Source organism: Streptomyces sp. SP18CS02 (assembly GCF_036322365.1).
Lineage (GTDB): Bacteria > Actinomycetota > Actinomycetes > Streptomycetales > Streptomycetaceae > Streptomyces.
In genome coordinates this window covers 1-446 of the sequence record NZ_JAQYXC010000141.1, presented here as the reverse complement: position 1 = coordinate 446, position 446 = coordinate 1, and the positions used below count along the sequence as shown (strand labels likewise).

Below are 446 nucleotides of genomic sequence, written 5' to 3'. Positions count from 1 at the left end.
GCCACCACCGGAACGGTTGTCGTCCCGACGCGGCCCACGGTCGTCACGACGGAAGTCGCTGCCACGGTTGTCGTCCCGACGGTCGTCACGGCGGAAGCCACCACCGGAACGGCTGTCGTCACGGCGGAAGCCACCACCACGGTTGTCGTCCCGACGGTCATCACGCGGGAAGCTCGGCCGGTCGCCCTCGCGGCGGAAGCCGCCACCCCGGTTGTCATCGCGACGGTCGTCACGGCGGAAGCCACCGCCCGAACGGCTGTCATCGCGGCGGAAGCCGCCACCACGGTTGTCGTCCCGACGCTCATGGCGGAAGCCACCACCGGAACGGCTGTCGTCACGGCGGAAGCCACCACCACGATTGTCGTCCCGACGGTCATCACGACGGTCATCACGACGGTCGTCACGACGCTGCCCACGGTCATCACGGGGGAAGCCACCGCGATCGT

The 446-nt window shown here is 69.5% G+C and carries 1 protein-coding gene; it reads left to right on the top strand.

The window, feature by feature from the left end; all coding sequences use genetic code 11:
• On the top strand, positions 1 to 446 hold a 446-nt coding region (locus tag PUR26_RS00910), incomplete at both ends, for a hypothetical protein (RefSeq protein WP_329868231.1).